This window comes from Faucicola mancuniensis, assembly GCF_046523945.1.
GTDB classification, from domain to species: domain Bacteria; phylum Pseudomonadota; class Gammaproteobacteria; order Pseudomonadales; family Moraxellaceae; genus Faucicola; species Faucicola mancuniensis.
The window spans coordinates 700,386-723,510 of sequence record NZ_CP171363.1 but is presented as its reverse complement, the minus strand read 5'-3'; the positions used below and the strand labels follow the sequence as shown (position 1 = coordinate 723,510).

Below are 23,125 nucleotides of genomic sequence, written 5' to 3'. Positions count from 1 at the left end.
TGAAGCGATGGATTTGTTTGAACTGGTAAAAGTGGCAAGCGGTTGGCAATTTAACCAACGCCAACAACTTGTTAAAGGTGATTTACGCAGATTGTGCGAAGTGCTAGGGGTAGAAGTAAGCGATGACTAACCAAAAAACCATCAATTTATCTCGTGGCACGCTCACGTTAAATTACCAAACAAAAGGCGATTATCAGCTTGATGATTTACTTGGCTTTGCCGAACGGATTAACCCAAAACGAGCCTTTTTATTCGTATCTAAAGTGCTAGGACGACATATCCCAGTCGCCCCAAAAATCATGCGACAAGCCTTTAGCGATTTGGCAGATTTAATCCCAAACGACTTGCCACAGCCGATAGTCGTCATCGGCATGGCAGAAACCGCCGTGGGGCTGTCTGCAGGCGTACATCAAGTGTTACAACAACGTTATCCCAACGCCATTCTGCTCAACTCCACTCGCCACGCCCAAACAGGCGAACTTTTGACGACTTTTAGCGAAGACCACAGCCACGCAAGCCAACATTTGATTTACCAAAGCGATGATAAAATCTTGCAAAATCAAGTCTTTAATGCCAAAACCTTGATTATGGTTGATGATGAAGCGTCCACAGGGCAAACTTGTCAAAATGTCGTCAATGCGTTACGCCAAGCAGGGTTAAAACAGCTTGAACAAGTACACTTGGCGACTTTGGTGGATTGGTCGCTTGGCAAAGTGGCGAACAATCCATTTAACGATTTGGCATTTTTTCGTCATCATCTGATGGCAGGCAGTTGGCAATGGACTGACAAACCCAATCCGCCAAGCGTAACTATGCCATCTTTGGACACCACCAAAGCGGGCAGTCAGCCGTTAATGGCTACAGGCAAGTGGGGGCGGTTTCCCACGCTAAACACAACGGCTGGCGTGGATTTTTTATTCAATCATTTAACCCAAAAAATTGATTTAAACGCTATAAAAAACCAAAAAATTTTGGTACTAGGCAGTAATGAATTTGTGTGGTTGCCATTTTTGTTGGCAGAAATTTTGGAAAAAAAGGGAGCAAATGTCAAGTTTTCGGCACTTACTCGCTCGCCTGTTGCTATTCATGAAAAAAGTGCGATTCGTTCAGTTTTAATTTTTGCTGATAATTATGGCTTGGGTTTAACCAATTTTGTGTATAATGTCGTGCCAAGCGAATGGGATAAGGTGTTATTGTTCGTAGAAACGGCAGAAAATAGCGTGGATAATATTTGGCAAACTTTTGATAATCTGCTAGTGATTTCACCTTGCCCAAATGCTTTAACAATGCGATAATGTAAAGTTAAACTTTTTATTTTTCTATTATTTGTTTCAAAAAAGGAAAAACATGGCTCAATATATTTACACTATGAACAAGGTGTCAAAAATTGTTCCCCCAAAACGTGAAATCCTAAAAGACATCAGTTTGTCATTTTTCCCAGGGGCAAAAATCGGTGTGCTTGGCTTAAACGGTGCAGGTAAATCTACTCTTTTAAAAATCATGGCTGGCGTGGACACCGAATTTAACGGTGAGGCTCGTCCACAAACAGGCATCAAAATCGGCTACCTTGCCCAAGAACCCATGCTAGACCCTGCCAAAGACGTGCGTGGTAACGTAGAAGATGGTGTGCGTGAAGCCCTAGACGCACTGGCTCGCCTAGACCAAATTTATGCCGAATATGCCGAACCCGATGCCGATTTTGACAAACTTGCCGCCGAGCAAGGCAAAATGGAAGACATCATTCAAGCGTGGGACGCTCACAACCTAAACACCCAACTAGAAAAAGCCGCCGATGCCTTGCGTCTGCCACCTTGGGACGCTGACGTTACCAAACTCTCTGGCGGTGAAAAACGCCGTGTTGCCTTGTGCCGTCTGCTTTTGTCAAAACCCGATATGTTGTTATTGGACGAACCTACCAACCACTTGGACGCTGAATCAGTCGCTTGGCTTGAGCGGTTTTTGAAGGATTACACAGGCACGATTGTGGCGATTACCCACGACCGTTATTTTCTTGACAACGTTGCCGAGTGGATTTTGGAACTTGACCGTGGCTATGGCTACCCTTATCAAGGCAATTATACCGAATGGCTTGAGCAAAAAAATAAACGCCTAGAGCAAGAGCAAAAACAAGAAGAAGCCTTTGCCAAAGCGTTAAAACAAGAGCTTGAGTGGGTGCGAAAAAACCAAAAAGGTCAGCAAGCCAAATCAAAATCTCGCCTAGAGCGTTTTGAAGAGATGAACTCACGAGAGTTTCAACAACGTAACGAAACGGCTGAAATCTACATTCCACCAGGACCACGCTTGGGCAATAAAGTCATTGAAGTTAAAGGCATTAGCAAATCCTTTGGCGACCGCTTGCTTTACGAAAACCTATCTTTCACCGTGCCACCGATGGCGATTGTCGGTATCATTGGTCCAAACGGTGCAGGTAAAACCACGCTGTTTAACATGATTACAGGCAAAGACAAGCCAGACACAGGTTCGGTGGAAGTTGGCGAAAGCGTAAAAGTGGCGTATGTCGGACAGGTGCGTGATGAGCTTGACGACAAAAAAACCGTGTGGGAAGAAGTCTCGGACGGTTTGGACATGATTACCGTGGGCGAGTACACCACGCCAAGCCGTGCCTATATCGGTCGCTTTAACTTTAAAGGTCAAGACCAACAAAAATTGGTCGGCAGTCTATCAGGTGGTGAGCGTAACCGTTTGCAACTTGCCAAAACCCTAAAACAAGGGGCGAACGTGCTGTTACTGGACGAACCGTCAAACGACCTTGACGTGGAAACCTTGCGTGCGTTGGAAGATGCGGTGGAAGTGTTCCCAGGGACGGTGATGGTGGTGTCGCATGACCGCTGGTTCTTGGACCGTATTGCCACCCATATCTTGGCGTTTGAAGACGAAGGCCCGATTTGGTTTGATGGTAACTACTCAGAGTTTGAGGCGTATCGCAAAAAACAATTGGGGGCGGATGCTGAGCCAAAACGCATGAAATATAAAAAGATTGCGAATTAACTTTTTAATCATTCATGACAAAAAAGCTCATCGATTCTACTATGGGCTTTTTTTTAATTTTTTAAGTAATCGGATAAAATTAAAATGTATATTTGTAGGGTGGGTTAGTGATAGCGTAACCCACCGAAAGCTTTGTCAAATGCACTTCGTCTTGCGAAGCAGTGCTTCTCAGGTTACGCCCAAAAAGACGGGCTAACCCACCCTACGAACTATTATGTTTAAAATTGTCTTTTTACTTAGATGACATTGATTATTTTCCTAATGATGAAGAAAAGTATAAATACTCTGCAAAAATTGCCCGCCAAATTGAAGATGAAGAGCAAAAATATAATGGATTACTAATACGAAATAGCTTTTTAAAAGATACCTTAAATTAAATTCAAACTTTGCCTTTACAATTTGTTCGCCAAGCCATTGAAGATTTTACAGATTTTAAGATATTATCTGATAGCAAATTAGAAGGAAAGGCTGATAGAGCCGAACAAGCTATTGATATATTAAATTTGAATAATGACAGATTGTCCAATATTCGGAAAGATAAATATGACTACATATTTATGATTCAATCGCAATTACCTTTAACTGAAGAAATTACAGAAGATACTACAGTTTCTGACCAACTGCTTAACTTCCAACAACTTGATGAATATCTAAAAATAGCGTTTGGTGATACTGCTCAATATTATGAATATCTTTATATTCTCAAAAAATTAGCCTAGCTAAAATAAAAAAACCAACTTCCCAATGTTGGTTTTTATCATTGAACATCACTGTCTATCAGGGTCAATCTCTTCTAACTTTAGCGATTGTGTATGCAACGACCCATCAAGCAAAGCGTCCTGCACAGGGGCAATCGCCTCTTCTTCGGCAATCACTTCACGAGCCACGTGTAAAATCAACTGACGCAACCAACGATGAGCAGGGTGATGTTGGAGTAGGGGCGACCACGCCATCGTCAGCTCAAACTCTGGAATAAAAAACGGCGGTTCTTTTATCACAATGCTGTCATTATTGGCTTGCATACGAGCGACACGAGTTGGCAAAGTCGCAATCAAATCCCGATTGGCAACGAGCATGGCAGGCATTTGATAATGTCGAGTAAACACGCTGATATGGCGTTTTTGCCCCAGTCGTTGCAAGGCTTGGTCAATAGAGCCTAGCCCACCCGATTTTTCAGGATTGACGCCAAAACCTACGCCCATACCCGTTTTTGACACCCAAACGTGCTGAGCCGCCAGATAATTTTTTAGATTAAAACGATTGACATACGGACTATTTGCCGACAACAGACAGCTAAACGTATCACGCCATACCAACACTTGATGAAAACTTTGCGGAATTTCGTTAAAACGATTAATCGCCAAATCCACACGCCCTTGCTCCATATCCCGATACGACACATCAGACGGCGTTAAAAAGTCCAGTACCACATTAGGGGCTTCAGAACGCAAGGCTTTGACAAGACGTGGCACAAGGGTTGCCTCGGCATAATCTGATGTCATAATCCGAAAAATGCGATTAGACGTATAAGGGCGAAACTCGGTGCGTGGCTCAAGTAGTTGCGTGATATCGGACAACAGCTCTCGCACACGTGGCTGTAGCTCCAACGCTCTCTCGGTTGGGGTCATGCCCTCTGATGAACGAATCAATAAAGGGTCGTTAAACAGTTTACGCAAACGCCGTAAAATATTACTCATAGCAGGCTGAGTAATGCCAAGTTGTTCAGAAGCTCGGGTGACATTTTTTTCACGCAACAATACGTCCAAATGCACCAACAAATTTAAATCAACACGTTGTAAATTCATAATATTTAAAAATTCCAGTTTAACAAAGGCAAAGATAAAATAATTTGTCAAATTTATTATTATAATATATTGATTTTAAATAATATTTATTTAAAAAATAGCAATAATAATAATCATAAATTGGCTAAATTATACTAACTGGGGTATAGTGGGTTCAAGTTGTTAAGATTATCAAAACAACAAGTTTTCTTAAGTTTGAACTTATTTGCTAATTTTAACAAAATATTATGTATCACGGATAAAAATATTACATTTTTATCAAATTTTTTTTAAACTGTCATATCACAACAAACGGAGAAATGTCATGACAACTTATGTATCAGCGATTGACCACATCAAAGCGTTAAAAGAAAAATACGGTAACTGGCAAAATATCAGTGAAAGCGATGCCGCTCGTTTGGTTGTCCAAAATACCTTTAAAACAGGCTTAGACATCGCCAAATATACCGCAGGCATTATGCGTCGTGATATGGCAGCCTATGACGCTGACAAAACAAAATACACCCAATCATTGGGTGCATGGCACGGTTTTATCGGTCAGCAAACCATGTATGCGGTTAAAAAATACTTCGGTACAACTGAACGTAAATATATCTACCTTTCAGGTTGGATGGTTGCGGCACTTCGCTCTGAGTTTGGTCCACTACCTGACCAATCAATGCACGAAAAAACTGCTGTGCCAAAATTGATTGAAGAAATCTACACTTTTTTACGCCAAGCGGACGAAAAAGTATTAAACGATTATTTCCGTGAATTGGAAAAAGCCAAAGAAGCAGGTCAAGACACCAAAGCAATTTTGGACAAAATCAACAACTTTGAAACCCACATCGTGCCAATCATTGCTGATATTGACGCAGGTTTTGGTAACGAAGAAGCGACTTATCTTTTAACCAAACAAATGATTCAAGCGGGTGCGTGTGCAATCCAAGTAGAAAACCAAGTATCTGATGCAAAACAATGTGGACACCAAGACGGTAAAGTAACCGTGCCACACGAAGACTTTATCGCAAAAATCAACGCAATCCGTTATGCGTTCTTAGAATTGGGCGTTGATGATGGTGTTATCGTGGCTCGTACCGACTCTGAAGGTGCGTCATTGACCCAAAAACTACCAGTTTCTCGTGAAAAAGGCGACTTGGCTTCTCAATACTTAGACTTCCTAGAAGTTGAAGAAGTGGATATCAACAGTGCCAACGAAAATGACGTACTATTAAAACGTGATGGCAAATTGGTTCGCCCAGTGCGTATGCCAAACGGCTTGTACTCATTCCGTGAAGGCACAAACATTGACCGTGTTGTCCTTGACTGCGTCACTTCATTGCAAAATGGTGCGGACTTGTTATGGATTGAAACCCCAACCCCAGACGTCGCACACATCAAATCAATGACTGACCGTATCGTTGAACAAGTGCCAAATGCAAAACTGGTTTACAACAACAGCCCATCATTCAACTGGACGCTAAACTTCCGTAAACAAGTGATTGCAAAATGGGAAAAAGAAGGCAAAGACACGTCAGCTTACGACAAAGCAAACCTAATGTCAGCTGAATACGACAACTCAGAGTTGAACGAAGAAGCGGACAAATTGGCTCGCACTTTCCAAGCGGACGCATCTCGTGAAGCGTGTGTATTCCACCACTTAATCACCTTGCCAACTTTCCACACCGCTGCATTAAGCACGCACCAATTGGCAAAAGGTTACTTTGGTGACAAAGGTATGCTTGCCTATGTTGAAGAAGTTCAACGTAAAGAATTGCGTGAAGGCGTGGCTGCGGTGAAACACCAAGCAATGGCAGGTTCTGACATTGGTGACGACCACAAAGAAATCTTCTCTGGTGAAAATGCACTAAAAGCTGGCGGTCATAAAAACACCTCTAACCAGTTTAGTCACTAATCATCAGTATTTAGCTACCAGAATTTTGTGAAAAATTTACCCAAATTCAACGCAAAATATCTTGTAAAAATAAAATACCTTGCTATCATGCAAGGTATTTTTTTATGGGTGTATGATGAAAAATATTTTATTGTTAAAAAATTTAGGGCAATTTTGTAAAAATGCGGTGGTCTATCTGCTGATGTTTATCGTGATTTATAGCGTGGTAAACTGGTGGCGACAGCCAAATATGCCGATTGAGCCGAATTTAAAATTTAGCAGTATCCAAGGTCATCGCATTGATATCAATCAGTTAAGTCATGGACAGCCAGTTTTGATTTATTTTTGGGGAACGTGGTGTGGGGTATGTCGGCAAACGTCGCCCAGCGTCAATAAATTGGCACACAATAGCCAATATCCTGTGATTAGTATTGCGGTGCAATCAGGCGAAAATCAGGCGATACAGCAATATATGAATGATAAAAATTTGGACTTTATTACGGTGAATGATGAGCAAGGGCAAGTTTTTAAGGATTGGCAAGGACAGGTTACGCCGTCTTATGTGATTTTGCAAGATGGTAAAATGGTGCAAGGTTTTACAGGGATTCAGCCTGCGTGGGTATTAAATATGCGGTTAAAATTTGCTCAAGTTTTTAGCTAAGCTTAAAACAAAAAAACGCTTTCAACATGAAAGCGTTTTTTATCAAAACAAATTTTGTCAAAACAACAAAAATTATTTTGCAGCAGAAGCTTGAGCAGCGGCAACTTCAGCAGCGAAGTCTTCTTGTTTTTTCTCGATGCCTTCGCCCACTTCTAAGCGTTTGAACGTAACAACGGTCATGCCTTCAGATTTTAGCACGTCGCCAACTTTTTTATCATTGTCCATCACGTATGGTTGATTGACCAAAGTAACTTCGTTAAGATATTTTTGTAAGCCACCAGTAATCATTTTTTCAACAACCGCATCAGGTTTGCCTGATTCTTTGGCTTTGGCTTCAATGATGTCTTTTTCACGAGCCAAGATGTCCGCAGGTACGCTGGTTTCATCAACTGCGATAGGGTTGAATGCCGCCACTTGCATGGCAACAGATTTACCAGTTGCTTCAGCACCGTTTTCATAAGATACCACAACACCGATACGGATACCGTGGCGATAAGTTGCCAAGTTGTTACCTTCAATGATTTCGGCACGGCGAACTTGGATATTTTCGCCGATTTTTTGTACCAATTCAACACGTGCTTCTTCAACAGTTTGACCATCTGTATAAGCCAAACCTGCGATAGCCGCAACGTCAGTGGTGTTGTTTACCAATGCCAATTCTGCAACTTTGTTAGCAAACTCGGTAAAACCTGCGTCTTTTGCCACAAAGTCAGTTTGACAGTTTACTTCTAACAACAAGGCTTTGTTGCCATTTTGGGCGATAATAATCGCACCGTCAGCAGCGATGTTACCTGCTTTTTTAGCGGCTTTTGCTTGACCTGATTTGCGTAGGTTGTCAATCGCAGTTTCAATATCGCCATTGGCTTCTTGTAATGCTTTTTTACATTCCATCATACCAAGACCAGTACGGTCACGAAGTTCTTTTACAAGTTTTGCACTAATTTCTGCCATGATATTACCTCTAGTGATAGGTTATGGGATTTTAAAATTTTTGATTTTACAATCAAAATTATTTTAAATATAGGATAAGCTAAAAAAGTAACAACTAAATAACAAAAATTGCCATTTAGTCGTTTTTTTATCAATCATTTTTTAAAGAAAATGCGAAAATTATTCAGCAGTTTCTTCAGTTGTTGTGGCTTGTTCTGCTTGAGCTGGTTTGCCACCTTGAGTTTTTGCGTATTCTTTACCAGCAATTACTGAGTCTGCCATTGCAGAAACGTATAGTGTGATTGCACGGATTGCGTCATCGTTTGCAGGAATTACGTAATCAACGTTGTCTGGGCTTGCGTTGGTATCAACGATACCGATAACAGGAATACCCAAGTTTTTGGCTTCTTGAATGGCGATTGCTTCGTGGTCTACGCCAACAACAAAAATCGCATCAGGCAAACCGTTCATGTTTTTGATACCGCCTAACGCACGTTCCAATTTTTCCATTTCACGAGTACGCTCAAGGGCTTCACGTTTGGTTAGTTTTGCAAAAGTACCGTCTTCAGATTGTTTTTCGTATTCTTTTAAACGGGTGATTGATTGACGAATGGTTTTCCAGTTAGTCAGCATACCACCTAACCAGCGATGGTCTACGTATGGCATACCAGCACGAGTCGCTTGTTCAGCGATAACTTGGCTTGCAGCACGTTTTGTACCAACAAACAAGATTTTGTTGCCACGAGCGGCTTCACGGTTTACATAGTTCAATGCTTCGTTCAATGCTTTTACAGTGTGTTCAAGATTGATGATATGAATTTTGTTGCGAGCACCAAAGATGTATTTGCCCATTTTTGGATTCCAAAAACGAGTTTGGTGACCAAAGTGAGCACCAGCTTCTAATAAATCACGCATTGAAACTTGAGTAGCGTTTGACATAAGAGTTCCTTAAAAGTTTGGGTTATGCCTCCACATGACCAAATTAAACCGATTTGTGAACACACATTGGTAATTAAAAATCATACCAATTAATCAAATTCACAAACACCCAGCTTAATTTTTATTTTAAAACAAAAAATTGTCATGTGTGTGTCATGGTTGGTTAAAAAGGGTTTGTTAAGTTTAAAAATCGCTTTGATAAAAAAAGCAATTTATCTTTTTTCTTTATAAACGAAAGATAAAAAGACAAACTGCTATTCTAGCATAATTTTTGACAATAAAACAGCTATTTTACAATTTATTTTACCAAATCTACCAAATCACCATAGCCTTCTTTTTGCATATCGGCAAGCGCTACAAAACGCAAAGACGCACCGTTAATACAATATCGCATTCCGCCCAATTCTGGCAAGCCGTCATTAAACACATGACCCAAATGCGAATCGGCAACACGGCTACGCACTTCGGTGCGAGTACGAGCAAGGCTGTTGTCTTCCAATTCGTTAATCACTGCCATGTCAATCGGCTTGCTAAACGCAGGCCAACCGCAACCAGAGTTGTATTTGTCGGTTGATGAAAACAACGGCTCACCGCTGACGATGTCCACATAAATGCCTTTTTCAAAATGGTGGTCGTATTCATGGCTAAAAGGGCGTTCTGTGCCATTTTGCTGGGTAACGTAAAACTGCTCATCGGTGAGATTTTGGCGGATTTCGTTGTCGGTGGGTTTTTGGTATTTGGTTGGGTCTATTTTCATAAAAAAAGTTCCTAAATGTACGATTAAAATTAAAAATTTAGCCGTTTTAAAAAATAAAAGCAACTAAATGGCTAACTTTTTTGTTAAATTTGTAAAAATAGCCTATAATAGTACCTTTTTATATATTTTAAAAGATAAACTATGAAAACACTTGCAAATAATCCCGAAGCTATAGAAAAAATGCGTGTCGCAGGCAAACTTGCCGCCGATGTCCTTGTCATGCTAGACGAATACGTCAAAGAAGGCATTAGCACAGGGGCGTTGGACAAAATCGCCCACGACTATATCGTCAATGTACAAAAAGCCATTCCTGCTAATGTCGGCTATCACGGCTTTCAGCACACGCTTTGCACATCTATCAACCACGTTGTTTGCCACGGTATTCCAGATGACAACCGTTTGTTAAAAGACGGCGATATTATCAACATTGACGTAACTGTAATTAAAGACGGCTATCATGGCGACACGTCAAAAATGTGGATAGTGGGCGAAGGCTCAATCATGGCAAAACGCATTTGTGATGTTGCTCAAAAAGCCCTATACGCAGGTATGAAAGCGGTCAAAAACGGTGCGTATCTAGGCGATATTGGGGCGGCAATTCAAGCCGTTACCGAAGCCGAACGCTTTAGCGTGGTGCGTGAATATTGCGGACACGGCATTAGCGATGTGTATCATGACGAACCGCAAGTGCTACACTACGGTAAAAAGAACACAGGCATTCAATTGGTAACAGGTATGACCTTTACCATTGAACCGATGATTAATCAAGGCGTTTGGCAAACCAAAGTTATGCCTGATAAATGGACGGTCATCACCAAAGACCGTAAACTTTCTGCCCAATGGGAACATACGCTCATGGTAACAGAGAATGGTTGTGAAGTCTTTACCAAACGCCCAGAAGAAGATTTAAGTTTTTTAACAATTTAATTGATTTAAAACCTTAACCCTATGAAGAAGATGTTTTAAGCAAAAAAATATCTTCTTATAACTCCTTGAAAACCAAAGAAATTCCAAGAAACCCATAAAAAAAGCTATCTTTTTTTCAAAAACACATTGACAGATGAAATAAAAAGCGTATAATACGCACCTACCGAAGCGGAGCTAGACAAAAAAATCTAGTAAAAACAACAACATACAAAAGGCTCAACAAAAATAACGAGCCTAAAAATGTTTTTATTAAACCCCGACGGTAAAAACAAAAAAAAGAATGAAAATAAAGCTTGACAAAGCGAAAAAGCATAGTATAATATGCAACTCATTCAAACGACATAGCTGACGAAGCTATGACAAACTCAATAAAAGACAAGAAACACAAAGACAACTTGTGTAGGTTTTCATACTTGTGAAGAAATAAATGGATAGAGAAGTTAAAGTCTTTTTTAGTAGATAAGCTAGCAATAGTTTATCTATTAAGCAGGAATAGCGAAGCACTATAGAAATAAGTTTATTTATAAATTACGAGTAAGAAGAACTTCGGAAGATGAATTTGAGCTAGTAATAATAAATGAGCGAGAAGATTGAACTGAAGAGTTTGATCATGGCTCAGATTGAACGCTGGCGGCAGGCTTAACACATGCAAGTCGAACGATGAACCCTAGCTTGCTAGGGGGATTAGTGGCGAACGGGTGAGTAACATTTAGGAATCTGCCTCATAATGGGGGATAGCTTGGGGAAACCCAAATTAATACCGCATACGACCCATGGGTGAAAGATGGCATAAGCTGTCGTTATGAGATGAGCCTAAAATGGATTAGCTAGATGGTGAGGTAAAGGCTCACCATGGCGACGATCCATAGCTGGTCTGAGAGGATGATCAGCCACACTGGGACTGAGACACGGCCCAGACTCCTACGGGAGGCAGCAGTGGGGAATATTGGACAATGGGGGGAACCCTGATCCAGCCATGCCGCGTGTGTGAAGGCCTTTTGGTTGTAAAGCACTTTAAGTAGGGAGGAAGACCTAATAATTAACACCTATTAGGAATGACGTTACCTACAGAATAAGCACCGGCTAACTCTGTGCCAGCGTGCGGTAATACAGAGGGTGCGAGCGTTAATCGGAATTACTGGGCGTAAAGCGAGCGTAGGTGGCTAATTAAGTCACATGTGAAATCCCTGGGCTTAACCTAGGAACTGCATGTGATACTGGTTAGCTAGAGTATGTGAGAGGGGTGTAGAATTCCAGGTGTAGCGGTGAAATGCGTAGAGATCTGGAGGAATACCGATGGCGAAGGCAGCACCCTGGCATAATACTGACACTGAGGTTCGAAAGCGTGGGTAGCAAACAGGATTAGATACCCTGGTAGTCCACGCCGTAAACGATGTCTACTAGCCGTTGGGGTCCATGAGACTTTAGTGGCGCAGTTAACGCGATAAGTAGACCGCCTGGGGAGTACGGCGGCCGCAAGGTTAAAACTCAAATGAATTGACGGGGGCCCGCACAAGCGGTGGAGCATGTGGTTTAATTCGATGCAACGCGAAGAACCTTACCTGGTCTTGACATAGTGAGAATCCTACAGAGATGTGGGAGTGCCTTCGGGAATTCACATACAGGTGCTGCATGGCTGTCGTCAGCTCGTGTCGTGAGATGTTGGGTTAAGTCCCGCAACGAGCGCAACCCTTTTCCTTACTTGCCAGCGGGTAAAGCCGGGAACTTTAAGGATACTGCCAGTGACAAACTGGAGGAAGGCGGGGACGACGTCAAGTCATCATGGCCCTTACGACCAGGGCTACACACGTGCTACAATGGTTGGTACAGAGGGTAGCTACACAGCGATGTGATGCCAATCTCAAAAAGCCAATCGTAGTCCGGATTGGAGTCTGCAACTCGACTCCATGAAGTCGGAATCGCTAGTAATCGCGGATCAGAAAGCCGCGGTGAATACGTTCCCGGGCCTTGTACACACCGCCCGTCACACCATGGGAGTCTATTGCACCAGAAGTAGTTAGCCTAACTTAGGAGGGCGATTACCACGGTGTGGTCGATGACTGGGGTGAAGTCGTAACAAGGTAGCCGTAGGGGAACCTGCGGCTGGATCACCTCCTTAACGAAAGCGAGTATGAGAATCTACAACAAGTTGTGAATGTGTTTTACACTAAAGGGGTCTATAGCTCAGTTGGTTAGAGCACTGCCTTGATAAGGCAGGGGTCATAAGTTCAAGTCTTATTAGACCCACCATATGGGGTTATAGCTCAGTTGGTAGAGCGCCTGCCTTGCACGCAGGAGGTCAGGAGTTCGACTCTCCTTAACTCCACCACATAAAGCAGACAAAGTGATTTTAATAATAAAGACCACTTCAATCTGTTTTATCAGAAAATAAATCATTACCTGACGAAGGAATGATAAATCAATAACAACATAGAGAAATGAGTCTGGGTTAACTATTAGTTCCAACAAATAGTTAACCTTAGTAATCAGCTAATCAGTCCCAAACTGGTTAGATAAAAGTGATTACTTAAAAGTAAAGAGAACTGAATCAAGCGTAAACTTAGGTATAAAATCGTTACGAATAATTACCTATATACTTAAGCATACTTAAGGTTGTATAGTCAAGTAATGAAGTGCACATGGTGGATGCCTTGGCAGTCAGAGGCGAAGAAAGACGTGACAGCCTGCGAAAAGCGTCGGGGAGGTGGCAATATCCTGTGATCCGGCGATATCTGAATGGGGAAACCCGACTATCATAAGATAGTCATCGTATATAATACGAAGCGAACCGGGAGAAGTGAAACATCTCAGTACCCCGAGGAAAAGAAATCAACCGATATTCCCCAAGTAGCGGCGAGCGAACGGGGAGGAGCCGACTGATTATAACTTAGAAGAACGAGCTGGGAAGCTTGACCGTAGAGGGTGATAGTCCCGTATTTAAAAGGTTATAAGAAGCATATTAAGTAGGGCGGGACACGAGAAATCCTGTCTGAAGATGGGGGGACCATCCTCCAAGGCTAAATACTCCTGACTGACCGATAGTGAACCAGTACCGTGAGGGAAAGGCGAAAAGAACCCCTGTGAGGGGAGTGAAATAGAACCTGAAACCGTGTGCATACAAGCAGTCGGAGCGGACTTGTTCCGTGACGGCGTACCTTTTGTATAATGGGTCAGCGACTTATATTCTGTAGCAAGGTTAACCGAATAGGGGAGCCGTAGGGAAACCGAGTCTTAATAGGGCGTCTAGTTGCAGGGTATAGACCCGAAACCGAGTGATCTATCCATGAGCAGGTTGAAAGTGACGTAACAGTTACCGGAGGACCGAACCCACTGTCGTTGAAAAGCCAGGGGATGACTTGTGGATAGGGGTGAAAGGCTAATCAAACTCGGTGATAGCTGGTTCTCCCCGAAAGCTATTTAGGTAGCGCCTCGGACGAATACCATTGGGGGTAGAGCACTGTTTCGGCTAGGGGGTCATCCCGACTTACCAAACCGATGCAAACTCCGAATACCGATGAGTAATATCCGGGAGACAGACAGCGGGTGCTAACGTCCGTTGTCAAGAGGGAAACAACCCAGACCGCCAGCTAAGGCCCCCCAAATTCCTAGTTAAGTGGGAAACGATGTGGGAAGGCACAGACAGCTAGGAGGTTGGCTTAGAAGCAGCCACCCTTTAAAGAAAGCGTAATAGCTCACTAGTCGAGTCGGCCTGCGCGGAAGATGTAACGGGGCTCAAACTAGGAGCCGAAGCTGCGGATTTAATTGTTTCAATTAAGTGGTAGGGGAGCATTGTGTAAGCCGATGAAGGTGTATTGTAAGGTATGCTGGAGGTATCACAAGAGCGAATGCTGACGTGAGTAACGACAAAACGGGTGAAAAGCCCGTTCGCCGGAAGACCAAGGGTTCCAGTCCAACGTTAATCGGGGCTGGGTGAGTCGACCCCTAAGGCGAGGCCGAAAGGCGTAGTCGATGGGAAATTGGTTAATATTCCAATACTTGTTTATGATGCGATGGAGGGACGGAGAAGGTTATGCCAGCCTGGCGATGGTTGTCCAGGTGGAAGGATGTAGTTAGATTGAGTAGGCAAATCCGCTCGATTAGTAATGAGATCTGATAGCAAGCTGTACATGTACAGCGAAGTGGCAAATACCCTGCTTCCAGGAAAAGCTTCTAAGCGATAGTCATAAAGAAATCGTACCCGAAACCGACACAGGTGGTCAGGTAGAGAATACTAAGGCGCTTGAGAGAACTCTGCTGAAGGAACTAGGCAAAATGGTACCGTAACTTCGGGAGAAGGTACGCTGCCGATGGTGAGTAGTCATGCACTACAAAGCTATTGGCAGTCGCAGATACCAGGCCCCTGCAACTGTTTATTAAAAACACAGCACTCTGCAAACACGAAAGTGGACGTATAGGGTGTGATGCCTGCCCGGTGCTGGAAGGTTAATTGATGGGGTTAGCGTAAGCGAAGCTCTTGATCGAAGCCCCAGTAAACGGCGGCCGTAACTATAACGGTCCTAAGGTAGCGAAATTCCTTGTCGGGTAAGTTCCGACCTGCACGAATGGCATAATGATGGCGGCGCTGTCTCCAGCAGAGACTCAGTGAAATCGAAATCGCAGTGAAGATGCTGTGTACCCGCGGCTAGACGGAAAGACCCCGTGAACCTTTACTACAGCTTTACATTGAACTTTGACCTAACTTGTGTAGGATAGGTGGGAGGCTTTGAAGCAGATACGCCAGTATTTGTGGAGCCAACCTTGAAATACCACCCTGGTTATGTTGGGGTTCTAACTTAGAATTAACAAATTCAAGGACAATGTATGGTGGGTAGTTTGACTGGGGCGGTCTCCTCCTAAAGAGTAACGGAGGAGTACGAAGGTGCGCTCAGAACGGTCGGAAATCGTTCGAAGAGTATAAAGGCAAAAGCGCGCTTAACTGCGAGACCCACAAGTCGAGCAGGTACGAAAGTAGGTCTTAGTGATCCGGTGGTTCTGTATGGAAGGGTCATCGCTCAACGGATAAAAGGTACTCTGGGGATAACAGGCTGATACCGCCCAAGAGTTCATATCGACGGCGGTGTTTGGCACCTCGATGTCGGCTCATCTCATCCTGGGGCTGAAGCAGGTCCCAAGGGTATGGCTGTTCGCCATTTAAAGAGGTACGCGAGCTGGGTTTAGAACGTCGTGAGACAGTTCGGTCCCTATCTACCGTGGGCGTTGGAAATTTGAGAGGATCTGCTCCTAGTACGAGAGGACCAGAGTGGACGAACCTCTGGTGTTTCGGTTGTGACGCCAGTCGCATTGCCGAGTAGCTATGTTCGGATGGGATAACCGCTGAAAGCATCTAAGCGGGAAGCCCACCTTAAGATTAGATTTCCCTAAAGAGCCGTTGTAGACTACGACGTTGATAGGTTGGGTGTGGAAGCATGGTGACATGTGTAGCTAACCAATACTAATTGCTCGTTTGGCTTGACTATACAACGCTTAAGTGTGTTGTTAGTTATTCTGATTTTATATCACCTTGATTTAGTTCAATTTTATTTGCTTTACTTAATATCTTATATGATATAAGTATATCAGACCATTCCTCTATCCCCTTTTGCTGACGATTATAGCTTGTTGGTCCCACCTGATCCCTTCCCGAACTCAGAAGTGAAACAACAATACGCCAATGATAGTGTGGTTCTCCATGTGAAAGTAGGTCATCGTCAGCTCCTTTTTCCTATACCCCCTCGCAATCGTGAGGGGGTTTTTATTTGGCTTACATTCTTACTTTACTTTTTTTCTGTATGACTTATAATTCTATTTTTGTGAATAGATTGTCGTATGTTAAAGTTTATTGCTCGTCATAGTACTATTTTTATGCCATTTTGTGCATTGATTGGATTTTTATTCCCTCAATTATCAAATGCGGTATTGCCTTTTTTACCCCAAGTTTTATTCTTTTTGATGTTTTTTACTTTGTTGGGGATTGACCAAAAAGCATTGTTAAAAAAAATCTCTAGTTTGTCCGTTTGGTTTTTTGCCATTTTTCAGGCAGGGATTTTTTGTGCGTTTGTTACAGCGATTGCCTATATTTTTGGGGCTCGTGGTGATTTGCTATTGGCAATTTCGGCTTTGGGGGCGACTGCACCGTTATTTGGTAGTGGTGCGATTGTCAATGCGGTTGGATTTGATGCATTGCTTGCGATGGCAAAAACCATTTCGGCAACTTTGGTTATGCCTTTGACTTTGTTGGTTGTGCTTTGGGTGCTGGGGGCATCTGGAGCTACCTTGGATTTTGCGTTATATTTTCAGCGTTTGTTAATTTATATTGTTGCACCGATGGCTTTGGCGGTTGTGGTTCGGCAAGTTGTGCCATGTGATTTTTTTAGCAAAATTTATCCAAAAGTAGGTCAATTTAATGTGATTTTGTTGTTGTCATTTCCATTAGGTTTGGTCGGTGGTTTTCGTGCGACTTTTGACAAAAGTCCGTTACAGTCGTTATTATTGTTATTATTGGCGTGCGTTTTGGCGTTTACTTTTTATTTTGGGGCGTATTTTTTGTATTTGAAAAAGGGTCGTGAGATTGCGATTATTTCGGCGTTGGTGTGCGGTGGTCGCAATGTGTTATTGACTTATACCATTGCTATGCCGTTTTTGGGGGCGTGGTTCTTACCTTTGATTGGGGCGTTGCAATTGCCGATGTTTTCGTTGCCATTGCTTGGTAAAATGATGGCAAAAAAAATCCCTTAAAAGTTACCCATTCACAACATAAATGCGTTAAATTTGCAATGGATTTTTTTAACGGTTACTTTAAAATAAAGTTAATTTTTAACCAACAATTTTAAGAAAAACCGATGAGTATTGACACCAAACAAGATATTTTTCAAGCATTGATTAGCAATCATGAACTACAACGTGATTTGTGCAAAAAAATTGATGATTTTGTCAAAAATGATGATTTAAAGAATGCCAAAAAAATCTTGGACAAAGATTTGCAACAGCGTCTTGGTTCGCTTTATCAAGTGGAACACGCAGAATTTGAAAAAAATAACACATAATGTTGCGATAAATTTTTGACAAAATCCATTGTTTTTAATGGGTTTTTTATTTTTAACTCATGCGAATGACAATGTAAAATAAAAATAACGGACAAGCAAAACCCACCGCCCATAATACAGAACGCAAAGTAGCCCAGTTTGCCATGTATGCCAAGCCGTACAGTATGCGTAAAATCACGTACAACCAAGCGACTTTGCTCACGATGACCGTTGGCACAAAAAACAGCAAAGCGATGATAACCGATGCCAAAAAAATTGGCAAGGTTTCGTAACTGTTTTGTTGTGCCGCATTGGCACGACTGGCGATGCCTGTGGTTTTTGCCAAAAATTCTCGTGGATTTTCGTTGTCTTTGGTTTTAAACTCTGCAAAAAATTTGGCAAGATAGGCAAAAAACATTGGTAAAATACTGGCAATTATCATCGCCCAAATAATGCTGTCGTTGGTCGCTGGTAACCATGCTCCCATGTGAATATCCTTTTTATTTTTTACACTTCAATAATTTGGTAATCATGGGTGATTTTTACGCCACCATTTTCTAGCATACGGCTGGCTGAGCAGTATTTTTCGGCGGACAATTCTACTGCTTTTCTGACTTGGGCTTCTTTGATATCTGTGCCTTTGACGATAAAGTGTAGATGAATGTCGGTAAATACCGCAGGTATGCTGTCGGCACGGTTGGCGGTTAGTTCGCATTGTACATCGGCAACATTTTGGCGAGATTTTTGTAAAATGCTCACCACGTCATAGCTGGCACAGCCACCTAGCCCCATCAAAATCAGCTCCATTGGCTTTGCCCCAAGTTGTTGGGCAGAGTCCATGATAACTTTGTTGCCTGTTTCGGTGGTTGCTCCAAAGTTGATGACTTCGTTTTTTAGCCATGTAACGGTTGCTTTCATGGTGATTTTCCTTTTTTTTAACATTTTGTTTAATAAATGAATATAAGGATTTTGGTTGTTAAAATCAATGATTTTTTGGATTTTTTGTGTTGAAACAAATTTTAGCAAAAAATGTTACACTTTTGGTTAAAAAACTGGTTTAATAGACAGTAAGAATGACAGTGATGACATTGTCCATGTTTTTATTATGAATTAAATTATTTCACAGTTTTTCAACTTGAACAAAGGTTTATTTTAATATGCTGACTTAAAACTTAGAACCTGTATTCATAACGTTTTTGCAATGAAAAGCAAGATTTAGCCATCTTTCATGCAAAAGCAAATAAATGTTTATTAAAGACCTGTAAAATTTTACTACGTAATGTTGTGAATACAGGTTCTTATTTATCGTCAAAAAAACTTGATAATGTGATTGCCTGTCAAATTTTTAATGTAAAATTGAAGGTAATTCGTCATGATAGATGCAGATGGCTTTAGAGCCAATGTTGGTATCATCTTGGCAAATACATATGGACAAGTCCTGTGGGCAAAGCGTGTCGGTCATGATGCGTGGCAGTTTCCACAGGGCGGTATTCATTTTGGTGAAACGCCTGTTGATGCAATGTATCGTGAGCTGTGGGAAGAGGTCGGTTTGTACCCTGAACACGTTCGCTTGTTGTCGCAGACGCAAGATTGGCTTCGGTATCGTTTGCCAAAGCGTTTTATCCGTCAGGGTCAAAATCCGATGTGTATTGGGCAAAAACAAAAATGGTTTTTGCTTCAGCTAGATGAAAAAAATACAGAGTTTATCCGTTTTGATACGGCAAAGCCCGAGTTTGAAGAATGGCAATGGGTGAGTTATTGGTATCCGTTAAACAAGGTGGTGGCATTTAAACGCAATGTTTATCGCCGTGCGTTGTTTGAGTTGTCGCCAAATTTGCCATTAAAACCTGAGCTGATTTTGCCAAAATCATCTTTGTAAGCTTAGTTTGTAAGCTTAGAAAAACCCATGTTAATAATGTGGGTTTTTTTAATATAAATATGAGGTAGAACACAATGAAAAAATGGTTATTGGTTTTGAGCTTGCCTTTTTTATTAATAGCGTGCCAAAACTTTCCAATAAAAGTTCAAACTAACAAACAGGAATATGTTGCGATGAAAACCCATACTGTCAAAAGTGATTATTCATTTGATGAAACGTTACAGCGTTTGAGCAATGCCTTTGAAAGTAAAGGTATGCAGATTTTTGCAAAAATTGACCATCAACAGGCAGCTACCAAAGCGGGACTGAGTATGCAACCTGCCACGGTGATTGTGTTTGGCAATCCTAAGGCGGGTACGCCTTTGATGCAAAAAGACCCAACATTCGCTTTGCAGTTGCCTTTAAAAGTGTTGGTAACGCAAGTGAATGGTGAGGTTTTGGTCAGTTTTTATGATACCAAAGCGATGGTTGATGGAACAAAGATTGATTTTAGCGAGGTGCAAAACACGTTGGCGAATGTGGAAGGATTGATTAAAAAAGTGGTGCAAGAATAAGTATCCGTATCAGTGCGTTGTTGTGCTTGTGATAACAATGCTTATTATATGAAAGTGTTAGTGATGTAAATAATACGACATTTTGTGTCGTATTGTTTTGTGTTCTGTCTTGTTAATTTGCTAAAAATCAGTTAAGCTAAAAGCCAACAAAATTCATATGAAAAGTTGGCTTTATTATGACAAAGTATACACAGTTTATCGCTCATGTGCGCAAATCGGACAGTGCGGAACAATCAGTCATTGAACATTTAACAGGTACAGCAAAGATTGCCAAACAATTGGCGGATAAAATCGGCTTGCCATTAAGCGGTGAGTTGATTGGGCTTGTTCATGACTTGGGTAAATATAGTGATAAATTTCAAACCTATATTAAATCTGCAACAGGGCTATTAAATGCAGATGTTGATGATGAATATGTAGATGCTAAAGGCTTAAAAGGCAAAATTGACCATTCCACCGCAGGCGGACAATGGTTGATAGAATCTTTAAAAAAATACAATTTCAAAACATCAAATCCTAAAGTAACGCAAGAAAACGGTAAGCTACTCTCCGAAATTTTAAGTCTGTGTGTGGTTTCGCACCATAGTGGCTTGATTGATTTTGTGGATAAAGATGGCAATGCTGTTTTTAAACGTAGAATAGAAACGCTTGAAGAAAAAAGCCATTTTATGGAAGCTAAAGCCAAGGCAAGTGAACAAAAGCTGTTTGACATACTTGGCGATGATTGGCAAAGGGCAGTGGTTAAGGAATTTAGTGATGTTTTCAAACCATTAAACCATAAATTTAAGAACAACGAACTTTCTCAAATTGAGTTTGATTTTTATACAGGCTTTTTGGTGCGTGTGCTGTTTAGTTGTTTGATTGAAGCTGACCGCAGTAATAGCATTGCTTTTGAGTATCCAAAACTAAGTCATGAATTAGAACTGCGTCAGCCAAACTGGGAAATTGCCATAAATAAGGTTGAACAGCGTTATCAGAATTTTGCTCAAACTGCCGATTTACAACCCATTAACACCCAGCGAAATTTAATCGCCCAAACTTGTCTTGATAATGCCCAAAAACCACAAGGGATTTTTAGCTTAACCGTGCCAACAGGTGGCGGTAAAACGCTTGCCAGTTTACGTTTTGCTCTTCATCATGCCAAACAACATCACCTTGAGCGGATTATTTTTATCATACCATTTACCAGTATTATCGAGCAAAATGCCCTTGAAGTGCGAAAAATTTTGGAAGATGAAGGTTTTGATGGCAGTTGGGTGCTTGAACAACATTCTAATCTTGAGCCTGATGTGCAAACATGGCAAAGCAAATTGATTGCGGATAATTGGAATGCTCCGATTGTGTTTACTACAATGGTGCAGTTTTTAGAAAGCTGTTTTGGTGGTGGTACAAAAGGCGTTCGCCGATTACACCAAATGACCAATGCTGTGCTTGTGTTTGATGAAATTCAACTCCTACCGATTAACTGCTATCATCTTTTTATTAATGCCATAAATTTTTTGGCTGATTATGGCAAAACAACCATGCTGTTATGTACGGCGACACAGCCTGTGCTTGATAAATTAGCTGACCGATCTGAAGTTAAAAAGCGTGGTTTATTGCACACACCAACCGAGATTATTGGCAATGATGACGCATTAAAAAACCTATTTGATACCTTAAAACGTGTGGAAATTCATGATAACACGCAAAACACCCTTGAAGATGAGGCGGTTAGTGAGTTTGTGCTTGATAAGTTTAACGAATTTAGTAGCACACTTGTGATTGTCAATACCAAAGCATGGGCAATGCAAATTTATCAAACACTCAAAGATAAGATTGATGGCGAGGTGATTTTTCATCTTAGTACAGGGCAATGTGCCAAGCACCGCAAAGACTTAATCGCTACGATTAAATCACGTTTAAAAAATAACTTACCAACGCTTGTTATTTCTACTCAGCTTATTGAGGCGGGGGTAGATATTTCGTTTAAATCGGTCGTTCGTTTTTTGGCAGGGCTTGACAGTATTTTACAAGCGTCTGGGCGTTGCAATCGAAATGGTGAATTGGTTGATAATAATAAGCCGATTAAAGGACAGGTGTTTGTCATTACGCCAAAAAATGAAAACTTGCGAATGTTGCCAACAATTGAACAAGGTAAAGAAACCATGCAACGGTTATTTTACAAGTTATCGTTGCCTGAAAATCAAGATAAAAGCCTGTTGCACCCAGAGACGGTAAGAACTTATTTTTCAAATTACTATCAAGACGAAAAACAATACAAACAAATGATATATCCGATTGATAAACAACATAATTTGTTAAATTTACTATCCATTGGAGATGTGGGAGCCAATCAAAATGAACAAAGAGTAAAAGATGGTAGATTTCCACAGCTTTGGCAGTCTTTTATGACGGCAAGCAAGGTATTTAAGGCGATTGACGCACCAACCAAAGCCATTGTCGTACCATACGGTAAAGAAGGTGTGGCATTGATTGTGGATTTTTGTGGTGCAACGGCAAAAGATGAAAATTTTTATAAACTCGTGAAAAAGGCTCAAGCGTTTAGTATCAATGTATTTCCATTTATGTTTGAGAATTTGGAAAAAGCAGGGGCATTAACACCGATTGGCGATACGGGCGTTATCGTACTTGATGAAAAGTTTTATGATGATGTGATGGGGTTAAACCCAAGCGGAAATAGTAAAATGGAATTTTTGAGCTTTGGGGAGTTTTAAGAAAAAGGCAACGATAATAGGTGGACTACTATCGTTGCCAAGTGAATATACT

18 protein-coding genes, 2 tRNA genes and 3 rRNA genes are annotated in these 23,125 nt (G+C 41.5%); 17 read left to right on the top strand and 6 right to left on the bottom strand.

Annotated elements, in window-relative coordinates; translation table 11 throughout:
• The first annotated feature begins 7 nt into the window (after positions 1-7).
• From ACGTJS_RS03705 to ACGTJS_RS03690, 4 genes are all read left to right on the top strand, one after another.
• Positions 8-130 (top strand): hypothetical protein, encoded by a 123-nt coding sequence (locus ACGTJS_RS03705; protein ID WP_410472845.1) that lies wholly within the window; start codon positions 8-10, stop codon positions 128-130.
• Positions 123-1,295 (top strand): phosphoribosyltransferase domain-containing protein, encoded by a 1,173-nt coding sequence (locus ACGTJS_RS03700; protein WP_410472844.1) that lies wholly within the window; start codon positions 123-125, stop codon positions 1,293-1,295. The genes ACGTJS_RS03705 and ACGTJS_RS03700 overlap by 8 nt, the downstream gene beginning before the upstream one ends.
• Before the next feature lie 52 nt (positions 1,296-1,347).
• A complete protein-coding gene (gene ettA / locus ACGTJS_RS03695; protein ID WP_315042886.1) occupies positions 1,348-3,009 on the top strand; it encodes an energy-dependent translational throttle protein EttA in 1,662 nt (553 codons plus the stop codon).
• A gap of 386 nt (positions 3,010-3,395) precedes the next feature.
• The gene (locus ACGTJS_RS03690) at positions 3,396-3,728 is read left to right on the top strand and encodes a hypothetical protein (RefSeq protein WP_315042884.1); all 333 of its coding nucleotides are present in this window, start codon (positions 3,396-3,398) and stop codon (positions 3,726-3,728) included.
• A gap of 48 nt (positions 3,729-3,776) precedes the next feature.
• On the opposite strand, the gene ACGTJS_RS03685 is transcribed toward ACGTJS_RS03690, so the two are convergent.
• Entirely contained in the window at positions 3,777-4,814 is a 1,038-nt protein-coding gene (locus ACGTJS_RS03685; protein WP_315042882.1) for a LysR family transcriptional regulator, read from the bottom strand.
• Positions 4,815-5,118: 304 nt separating this feature from the next.
• Here ACGTJS_RS03685 and ACGTJS_RS03680 point away from each other — a divergent pair, with 304 nt between their 5' ends.
• Together ACGTJS_RS03680 and ACGTJS_RS03675 are read left to right on the top strand one after the other, a co-directional pair.
• Positions 5,119-6,708: an isocitrate lyase gene (locus tag ACGTJS_RS03680; protein WP_315042880.1), complete on the top strand. Its 1,590-nt coding sequence runs from the start codon at positions 5,119-5,121 to the stop codon at positions 6,706-6,708.
• Positions 6,709-6,823: 115 nt separating this feature from the next.
• Positions 6,824-7,348 carry a protein disulfide oxidoreductase gene (locus ACGTJS_RS03675; RefSeq protein WP_315042878.1) on the top strand — a complete coding sequence of 175 codons (525 nt, stop codon included), beginning with the start codon at positions 6,824-6,826 and terminating at the stop codon, positions 7,346-7,348.
• 72 nt (positions 7,349-7,420) lie between these two features.
• Here the strand turns inward: ACGTJS_RS03675 and tsf are convergent, their stop codons facing one another.
• From tsf to msrB, 3 genes are all read right to left on the bottom strand, one after another.
• Positions 7,421-8,299 (bottom strand): translation elongation factor Ts, encoded by an 879-nt coding sequence (tsf, locus tag ACGTJS_RS03670; protein WP_410472843.1) that lies wholly within the window; start codon positions 8,297-8,299, stop codon positions 7,421-7,423.
• Between the two features lie 159 nt (positions 8,300-8,458).
• Entirely contained in the window at positions 8,459-9,217 is a 759-nt protein-coding gene (rpsB, locus tag ACGTJS_RS03665; protein WP_315042875.1) for a 30S ribosomal protein S2, read from the bottom strand.
• Positions 9,218-9,515: 298 nt separating this feature from the next.
• Positions 9,516-9,974 carry a peptide-methionine (R)-S-oxide reductase MsrB gene (gene msrB, locus ACGTJS_RS03660; protein WP_315042874.1) on the bottom strand — a complete coding sequence of 153 codons (459 nt, stop codon included), beginning with the start codon at positions 9,972-9,974 and terminating at the stop codon, positions 9,516-9,518.
• A 141-nt stretch (positions 9,975-10,115) separates the two neighbouring features.
• On the opposite strand from msrB, the gene map reads away from it, so the two are divergent.
• The 8 genes from map (at position 10,116) to ACGTJS_RS03620 (ending at position 17,944) form a co-directional block, all read left to right on the top strand.
• Positions 10,116-10,901 carry a type I methionyl aminopeptidase gene (gene map, locus ACGTJS_RS03655; protein WP_315042873.1) on the top strand — a complete coding sequence of 262 codons (786 nt, stop codon included), beginning with the start codon at positions 10,116-10,118 and terminating at the stop codon, positions 10,899-10,901.
• A gap of 592 nt (positions 10,902-11,493) precedes the next feature.
• A 16S ribosomal RNA gene (locus tag ACGTJS_RS03650) occupies positions 11,494-13,020 on the top strand.
• Positions 13,021-13,074: 54 nt separating this feature from the next.
• Positions 13,075-13,151: transfer RNA gene (locus ACGTJS_RS03645), tRNA-Ile, on the top strand.
• Positions 13,152-13,154: 3 nt separating this feature from the next.
• Positions 13,155-13,230: transfer RNA gene (locus ACGTJS_RS03640), tRNA-Ala, on the top strand.
• 290 nt (positions 13,231-13,520) lie between these two features.
• A 23S ribosomal RNA gene (locus tag ACGTJS_RS03635) occupies positions 13,521-16,378 on the top strand.
• Positions 16,379-16,502: 124 nt separating this feature from the next.
• Positions 16,503-16,615, top strand: a 5S ribosomal RNA gene (rrf, locus tag ACGTJS_RS03630).
• Together the 16S, 23S and 5S rRNA genes with 2 tRNA genes alongside form the textbook arrangement of a ribosomal RNA operon.
• Positions 16,616-16,727: 112 nt before the next feature.
• Complete coding sequence (locus ACGTJS_RS03625; RefSeq protein ID WP_315043013.1) at positions 16,728-17,636, top strand: lantibiotic ABC transporter permease; 909 nt, start codon at positions 16,728-16,730, stop codon at positions 17,634-17,636.
• Positions 17,637-17,740: 104 nt separating this feature from the next.
• Entirely contained in the window at positions 17,741-17,944 is a 204-nt protein-coding gene (locus tag ACGTJS_RS03620) for a hypothetical protein (RefSeq protein ID WP_315043015.1), read from the top strand.
• Positions 17,945-17,996: 52 nt separating this feature from the next.
• Here ACGTJS_RS03620 and ACGTJS_RS03615 read toward each other — a convergent pair whose 3' ends face one another.
• Both ACGTJS_RS03615 and ACGTJS_RS03610 read right to left on the bottom strand, forming a co-directional pair.
• Positions 17,997-18,410 carry an MAPEG family protein gene (locus tag ACGTJS_RS03615; protein WP_410472842.1) on the bottom strand — a complete coding sequence of 138 codons (414 nt, stop codon included), beginning with the start codon at positions 18,408-18,410 and terminating at the stop codon, positions 17,997-17,999.
• 20 nt (positions 18,411-18,430) lie between these two features.
• Positions 18,431-18,841, bottom strand: coding sequence for an OsmC family protein (locus ACGTJS_RS03610; protein ID WP_315043018.1), 411 nt, complete (start codon positions 18,839-18,841; stop codon positions 18,431-18,433).
• 454 nt (positions 18,842-19,295) lie between these two features.
• Between ACGTJS_RS03610 and ACGTJS_RS03605 the strand changes: the two genes are divergently transcribed.
• The 3 genes from ACGTJS_RS03605 to cas3 all read left to right on the top strand — a co-directional run bounded on the left by ACGTJS_RS03605 (position 19,296) and on the right by cas3 (position 23,073).
• The gene (locus ACGTJS_RS03605; RefSeq protein WP_315043019.1) at positions 19,296-19,802 is read left to right on the top strand and encodes an RNA pyrophosphohydrolase; all 507 of its coding nucleotides are present in this window, start codon (positions 19,296-19,298) and stop codon (positions 19,800-19,802) included.
• Between the two features lie 173 nt (positions 19,803-19,975).
• Positions 19,976-20,356, top strand: coding sequence for a DUF302 domain-containing protein (locus ACGTJS_RS03600; protein WP_410472841.1), 381 nt, complete (start codon positions 19,976-19,978; stop codon positions 20,354-20,356).
• Between the two features lie 176 nt (positions 20,357-20,532).
• Entirely contained in the window at positions 20,533-23,073 is a 2,541-nt protein-coding gene (cas3, locus tag ACGTJS_RS03595; protein ID WP_410472840.1) for a CRISPR-associated helicase Cas3', read from the top strand.
• Positions 23,074-23,125: the final 52 nt, after the last annotated feature.

What these genes read in the sequence shown, in the direction of transcription:
- rpsB (WP_315042875.1), bottom strand. Translation starts at nt 9,217, where the DNA reads ATGTCAAACGCTACTCAAGTTTCAATGCGTGATTTATTAGAAGCTGGT.
- ACGTJS_RS03625 (WP_315043013.1), top strand. Translation starts at nt 16,728, where the DNA reads ATGTTAAAGTTTATTGCTCGTCATAGTACTATTTTTATGCCATTTTGT.
- ACGTJS_RS03610 (WP_315043018.1), bottom strand. Translation starts at nt 18,841, where the DNA reads ATGAAAGCAACCGTTACATGGCTAAAAAACGAAGTCATCAACTTTGGA.
- ACGTJS_RS03700 (WP_410472844.1), top strand. Translation starts at nt 123, where the DNA reads ATGACTAACCAAAAAACCATCAATTTATCTCGTGGCACGCTCACGTTA.
- ACGTJS_RS03675 (WP_315042878.1), top strand. Translation starts at nt 6,824, where the DNA reads ATGAAAAATATTTTATTGTTAAAAAATTTAGGGCAATTTTGTAAAAAT.
- ACGTJS_RS03600 (WP_410472841.1), top strand. Translation starts at nt 19,976, where the DNA reads ATGAAAACCCATACTGTCAAAAGTGATTATTCATTTGATGAAACGTTA.
- ettA (WP_315042886.1), top strand. Translation starts at nt 1,348, where the DNA reads ATGGCTCAATATATTTACACTATGAACAAGGTGTCAAAAATTGTTCCC.
- ACGTJS_RS03685 (WP_315042882.1), bottom strand. Translation starts at nt 4,814, where the DNA reads ATGAATTTACAACGTGTTGATTTAAATTTGTTGGTGCATTTGGACGTA.
- msrB (WP_315042874.1), bottom strand. Translation starts at nt 9,974, where the DNA reads ATGAAAATAGACCCAACCAAATACCAAAAACCCACCGACAACGAAATC.
- ACGTJS_RS03705 (WP_410472845.1), top strand. Translation starts at nt 8, where the DNA reads ATGGATTTGTTTGAACTGGTAAAAGTGGCAAGCGGTTGGCAATTTAAC.
- map (WP_315042873.1), top strand. Translation starts at nt 10,116, where the DNA reads ATGAAAACACTTGCAAATAATCCCGAAGCTATAGAAAAAATGCGTGTC.
- tsf (WP_410472843.1), bottom strand. Translation starts at nt 8,299, where the DNA reads ATGGCAGAAATTAGTGCAAAACTTGTAAAAGAACTTCGTGACCGTACT.
- ACGTJS_RS03615 (WP_410472842.1), bottom strand. Translation starts at nt 18,410, where the DNA reads ATGGGAGCATGGTTACCAGCGACCAACGACAGCATTATTTGGGCGATG.
- ACGTJS_RS03605 (WP_315043019.1), top strand. Translation starts at nt 19,296, where the DNA reads ATGATAGATGCAGATGGCTTTAGAGCCAATGTTGGTATCATCTTGGCA.
- cas3 (WP_410472840.1), top strand. Translation starts at nt 20,533, where the DNA reads ATGACAAAGTATACACAGTTTATCGCTCATGTGCGCAAATCGGACAGT.
- ACGTJS_RS03620 (WP_315043015.1), top strand. Translation starts at nt 17,741, where the DNA reads ATGAGTATTGACACCAAACAAGATATTTTTCAAGCATTGATTAGCAAT.
- ACGTJS_RS03680 (WP_315042880.1), top strand. Translation starts at nt 5,119, where the DNA reads ATGACAACTTATGTATCAGCGATTGACCACATCAAAGCGTTAAAAGAA.